Here is a 5,962-nt window from a genome sequence, read left to right as displayed (position 1 = left end):
TCTTCGTGCTCTTCAACGTGCCGACCGGCGGACCGTACGACTTCGTGGCGACCATCGACGAAACCGAAGTGACGCAGACCGAGGTCCCGCAGGTCTTCGAATCCGCCGTGACGATCAACTACCTCGTTTACGGCGGCGGATACGAAACGAACCCGACGCCGACGGGGTGCGAGTGATACACGCCTGAACCGAATCTCCCCGGGAGCGCAAGCTCCCGGGGGAGGTGCGTTATTCGGCGCATCCCGAAAAACGAAGGTGGGACGCGCGTTCCATCCCGCATTGACCCTCACAGGCCCATTCCCTATGATTCGGCGCCATTTCGCGGGGAAGGGGCGCCTTCGCCGCATTGCATTCGGGTGACGTCTCGCGGATGAAACAAAAATCCTCCATCGCGCAGGTCGCGCCATCGGGCCGAGCCGACGCGCAGATGAGCCGCAGGGCGATTGCGGTCGTGCTGGTCGTGCTCGCGCTGGCGAGCGCCGGCGCTTACGCCAATTCGCTCAAGGGTCAGTTCGTCTGGGACGACCTGAATCTGATCGTCCTCGACCACCAGATCCGCTCGTTTTCGTTCATCAAAGACGTCTTCACCCGCGACTTTTTCGGATTCCAGGACAACGCGCGCAAATACGGCTATTACCGGCCGCTCATCACCATCAGCTATATGGTGGATTACAAGCTCTGGAAGCTCGATCCCGCGGGCTACCACGCCACCAACGTCCTCACGCACATCATCGCGACCTCGTTCGTCTTTTTGATCTTCCTGAGAATTTTCGGCGGCAAGCCGCTGGGTCCCACGATCGGCGCGCTGCTCTTCGCGGTGCACCCCATCCACACCGAATCCGTGACGTGGATTTCGGGCCGGACCGACACAATCTGCGCTCAGTTCTTCTTCATCGCACTTTGGGCGTTCATGGTTTTCGCCGACCGATTCGCGTCCGCGCGCGGCATTCACCCGGAGGGTGCGCCGCCGTCCACCGGATTGAAGATCCACAAGACGCGCTGGCTCGTCGGGTCGTGCGTGGCGTTCCTGCTTGCGCTGCTCTCCAAGGAAATGGCGATTTTTCTGCCGTTGGTGCTGCTCCTCTACGTCTTCGTTTTCCACACGGGGTTTTCCTGGCGGCGGATCCTGCCGTTCCTGCCGATCATCGGCGTCTATATTCTGGTCGTCGCCGGTTACTCCCTGTACCGCTACTACGTGATCGAGTTCTCCACGCAGGCCAAGGACCCGTGGGGCGTCGTGACCACGGTGATCTCGTTCATCTGGACGGTCGGCTACTACCTCGCGAAGATGGCTTGGCCCGTCTATCAGACGGGGTATATCCAGAACGAACTCGTCACCTCGGTGTTCTCGCCGAAGGTGCTCGTGTCGCTCGGCGTCATCGGCGCGCTGGTGTGGGCGGCGTGGACGACGCTACGCACCGACCGGGCCGTGAGCTTCTCGATCCTGTTCCTGCTCTCCTCGTTCGGCCCGCTTTCGAATTTCATCCGCATCTCCGGCCCGAAGGACATGGGCTTCATGACCGCGGAGCGCTTCGCATACGTACCCTCCGCGCCGTTCCTGATTCTCGTGGGCGTTGTCGCCGCGCGGCTGATGGGCCGCGCGTTCGCGCTGGCGTCGGATCGCGCGTGGGGCACCCGGGCGCAGCGCGCGGTCGCGGTCGCGCTCGTGGCCGCGATGACCGCGGGCTACGGGTTCCTGTGCGTGGAGCGCAACAAGAAGTGGTACGACAACGAGGTGTTTTTCCAGGACTGCCTCGCCAAGGCGACGAGCGCGCCGCTGCTCTACATGATGCTGGGCAACATCTACAGCATGTCGGGCAAGTACGACGAGGCCGAACGGATGCTGCGCACGGCGATCGAGTACCTGTCGCCGCGCGACCGCGAGGAGCCGACGTGGATCTACTCGGATCTCGCCGGCGTCTACGCCAAGCAGGGGCAGTACGACAAGGCGCTGGAGATGATGAAGCTCGCGAGCCGCGGGCACATGCACAACTCGGCGGTGGAATTCAACACCGGCGAGATCTACCGGATGATGGGCGACGAAGAGAAGGCGATCGACTATTACCAGCGCTCGCTCAAGATCGATCGCAGCAACGTCAAGGCGATGGAGCAGGCCGGGCTCGTGCTCCAGCAGCTCGGGCGCTGGGGCGAGGCGAACCGCTGGTACACGGCGCTGGCCAAGTACCTGCCCAACAGTCCCCGCGTGCAGTTCAACATCGGTCGCAACTACATGATGCAACGCGAAAACCGCTCCGCGGTGCCGCATCTGGAAAAGGCGATCGAGCTGTCGCCGCGCTACGCCTCGGCCTACGTGCTGCTCGGCAATGCCTACGTCAACATGGACAAGGCGAGCGAGGGCATCCAATCGATCCAGAAAGCGCTGGAAATCGAACCGGAAAACGCCGAAGCCCGCGCGAGTCTGGGCAACGCGCTGTTCGCGGTGGGAAAGAAAAAGGAAGCCCACGAGGAACTCAAGGCGGCGCTGAAAGTCGATCCGGACAACGTCACCGGCCTGCTGGGCATGGGCATTCTCGCGGCGGATCAAGGGCACGACGATATCGCGGAGCGCACCTTCGCCCGCGTGCTCAAGCAGGAGCCGGCAAACGTCAAGGCCCTGCTTTCACTGGGGATTTTGAACTACAACCGCAAGAATGCCGAGTTCGCGACGCGGTGGTTCGAGCGGGTGCTCGCGGCCGAACCGGGCAACAACACGGCGCTCACCTACCTCGCGCGGCTGGGCGTGTCGAAGCCCGCCCCAAGCGACGCGGGCGGCGCCCCGGATGAGAGTGGCGAAGCGACGAAAACGCCGCCCCTTGACGCGCCGCCGGAGCCGTAAGATGCGGGAATGAGGGGTTTTTTCGAGAGAAGGAGAAAAACGAAGGCCAGAAAAAAAACCAGTTGCGCTTTTTTGGGGTGCGTAGTAAAGTGCGCGGTACTGTGAGCGGAGACGTAGGTTCTTGGGGGCGAAAGCCCCACGGCCATAGGAATCGGGAGAGGTGAGGTCCCGCCGGGGCAGAAAAGCCCGACGACGACACCCACTGCAATCCAAATCGCCACTTTGTTGAGCACAGGAGGAATGGAAAGGTGAAAGCACGTTGGATCTTGTTTCTGGCCCTCTGCATGTCGATCCTGATGACGGGCGCGGCGTTTGCGCAGGACGACGACACCGCCGACGATGACACCGCCGACGACGACACCGCCGATGATGACACGGCGGATGACGACACGGCGGATGACGACGCCGACGATGACATGCAGGACGACGACACCGACGACGATGCGGCCGACGATGATGCGGCTGACGAGTTCGCGGCGGATGTCTTCTTTACCGCGCCCGACGCCCTCGAGCCCGACACGACCTACGACTTCGCGTTCGAAGTCCACAACAACACGGTCGCGGGTGACACTCAGCGCTGGATTCTCCAGGTGGACATGTTCATGCCCAGCGCCAATTACGCCGTGAATACCGACGACCTGTCGGCCCCCGACGCTCTCCATGACGGCGAGTGGACGGCGGAAGCCGATGAGACGCCGGACGGCGTGCCCGGAATCCGTTGGATCTACAACGGTCTGACGACTTCGGAGAGCTATGGTGATATCCGCGAAGGCGAGTACCTCTCGTTCGCGTTCTCGGCTTCCAGCGACGGCGATGCCACCGATGGCTTCGACTGGCGCGTGGTCGCGGACAGCGGCGACGAACTCTCCGGCGTGGCTTACATCAACGAAGCGGATGACGACGACACCGACGACGACTCGGGTGACGACGACGCCGCCGATGGTGATGACGACGACGACGACGATTCCGGCGGCTGCGGCTGCTAAGGATCGGTTGATTTCGACGATCACCTGACATCACCTCCTCAGTTATAAAAGGCCCTGACGCGAAAGCGTCGGGGCCTTTCCTTATCGAAGAACCCCATCCTTGGCGTCATCCCTCTTCGCACCGCGTTTCGCACGCACACCACATCGCGGCCCGGAAATGTCATTTTTGTGTACGCATTTTCCAATTTTGGAAAACTCTGACGAGCCCGCAAAGTGGCGCACGGAAAAAGTTAAGTTATTTCCATGGATTATTGCGGGCTGCGGAATTGGCCCGGCATTTGCTCAAGGTGTCGCCATTCGTGGACCACGTCGGGTCGGACTTGCGACCCGCGAATCGCCGGAAGGAGACATTCGTGAAGCGTTATCCCATTGGATTCCTTTTCCTGATGGTGATCGCGGTCATCGCCGCGTTTCTCCCCGCTTCCGCGCCACCCGCCGACGGCGGCCCCATCGTCGGCGCCGACGTCGCCTGGATGCTCGCAGCCACGGCGCTGGTGCTGCTCATGACGCCGGGCCTGTCGTTTTTCTACGGCGGCATGGTGCGTCAGAACAACGTGGTCTCCACGATGCTCCAGAGCTTCATCGCCATGGCGGTCATCAGCATCACGTGGGTCGTCGTCGGATTCTCGCTCGCCTTCGGAGACAGCATCGGCGGCGTCATCGGCAACCCGCTGACCTTCGCGTTCTTCCGCGGCGTCGGCGAGGCGACCAACCCCGCCCTCTCGCCCACGATCCCGCTGGCGCTCTTCGCGCTCTTCCAGCTCAAGTTCGCCATCATCACGCCCGCCCTCATCACCGGCTCCTTCGCCGAGCGCGTGCGTTTTTCGAGCTACATCCTGTTCATGATCCTGTTCAGCCTCCTCGTGTACAGCCCGCTCGCGCACATGACCTGGCATCCCGACGGCCTGCTGCGCCAGGCCGGCGTGCTCGACTTCGCGGGCGGCACCGTCGTCCACATGTCCGCGGGCTTTGCGGCGCTGGCCGGCGCGCTGTTCCTGGGCGCGCGGCAGCATCACAAAGACGGCAAGGCGCACGTTCCCGCCAACATCCCGTTCGTGATCCTCGGCACCGGAATGCTGTGGTACGGATGGTTCGGCTTCAACGCGGGATCGGCGCTCGCGGCCAACGGCACCGCCGTCATGGCGTTCGCGACAACCAACACGGCATCGGCCGCCGCCGCGCTCGGCTGGATCCTCTTCGACATGGTCAAGGGACGCAAACCCTCGGCGCTCGGCGCGTGCATCGGCGCGGTGGTGGGCCTGGTGGCGATCACCCCGGCGGCGGGTTTCGTGTCGATCGGATCGAGCGTTTTCATCGGCGCGCTCGCCGCGGTCGTCAGCAACGTGGCGGTTCACTTCAAAACCAAATCGGCCCTCGACGACACCCTCGACGTCTTCCCCTGTCACGGCGTGGGCGGCATGGTCGGCATGGTCGCGACGGCCGTCTTCGCCAAGGACGTCGGCCTCGTGTACGGCCAGACGCACACCTTTCTCGGTCACCTCGTGGCGCTCGGCGCGGTCGCGGCGTTTTCGTTCATCGGGTCCTATCTCGCGTACAAGATCGTGGATCTGGTGCTGCCGATCCGCGTGACGCCCGGGCAGGAAGAAGAGGGCCTCGACCTCTCGCAGCACGACGAGTCGATCTGGGAGGCGGTGCAGGAAAAAGCGCTCGCACCGATCCTCGCAGCGACGCGTCCGGCCAAGAGCAACGGCAACGGCGCGAAGAGCGCGCCCGCGATTGGCAAGTCCGAACCGCCCGCGCCGACCCCTTCCGGTCAGACCGCCGAAATCCTCGGCTGAATCTCCTTTTCCATCCGGCCCCGGGACGCGCGTCCCGGGGCCGGACAATTTCTGCCATTGCACAAGAATTTGTGGCGCGAGCCAAAGCCGCTTTTTTTTACACGCGAATTCCCTTGTGATTTCATGCCATTGCGGGATCATTCCTTTTGCGAAAATAATCGGCTTGACAGCCGGTTTTTTTTTTTTTCTATAATTGAAAAAGTCAAAACGGCAGCCGGGCGCAAGACCCGGGAAGGAGAGCGGCGATGACGGTGCACATCTATTCGGATTTCGTGGCAGGCGACGACGCCTGGGACGGCAGTCAGGCCACCTCGGGCGGCGGCAGCATCGGCCCGAAAAAG

The 5,962-nt window shown here is 62.8% G+C and carries 4 protein-coding genes; all 4 read left to right on the top strand.

Translation table 11 applies throughout. The features are described from left to right. The coding region (locus tag IT350_20250) for a hypothetical protein (GenBank protein ID MCC6160395.1) at positions 1 to 176 on the top strand (176 nt) is incomplete at its 5' end. 194 nt (positions 177 to 370) lie between these two features. Then, positions 371 to 2,836 (top strand): tetratricopeptide repeat protein, encoded by a 2,466-nt coding sequence (locus tag IT350_20245; GenBank protein ID MCC6160394.1) that lies wholly within the window; start codon positions 371 to 373, stop codon positions 2,834 to 2,836. 248 nt (positions 2,837 to 3,084) lie between these two features. Next, positions 3,085 to 3,822, top strand: coding sequence for a hypothetical protein (locus tag IT350_20240; GenBank protein MCC6160393.1), 738 nt, complete (start codon positions 3,085 to 3,087; stop codon positions 3,820 to 3,822). Positions 3,823 to 4,208: 386 nt separating this feature from the next. Continuing rightward, positions 4,209 to 5,621 carry an ammonium transporter gene (locus tag IT350_20235; protein ID MCC6160392.1) on the top strand — a complete coding sequence of 471 codons (1,413 nt, stop codon included), beginning with the start codon at positions 4,209 to 4,211 and terminating at the stop codon, positions 5,619 to 5,621. The last annotated feature ends 341 nt before the right edge of the window (positions 5,622 to 5,962 follow it).

This window comes from Deltaproteobacteria bacterium (assembly GCA_020845895.1).
GTDB lineage: Bacteria > Lernaellota > Lernaellaia > JACKCT01 > JACKCT01 > JADLEX01.
The sequence above is the reverse complement of the archived record's forward strand: the minus strand, read 5'-3'. Positions and strand labels throughout refer to the sequence as shown.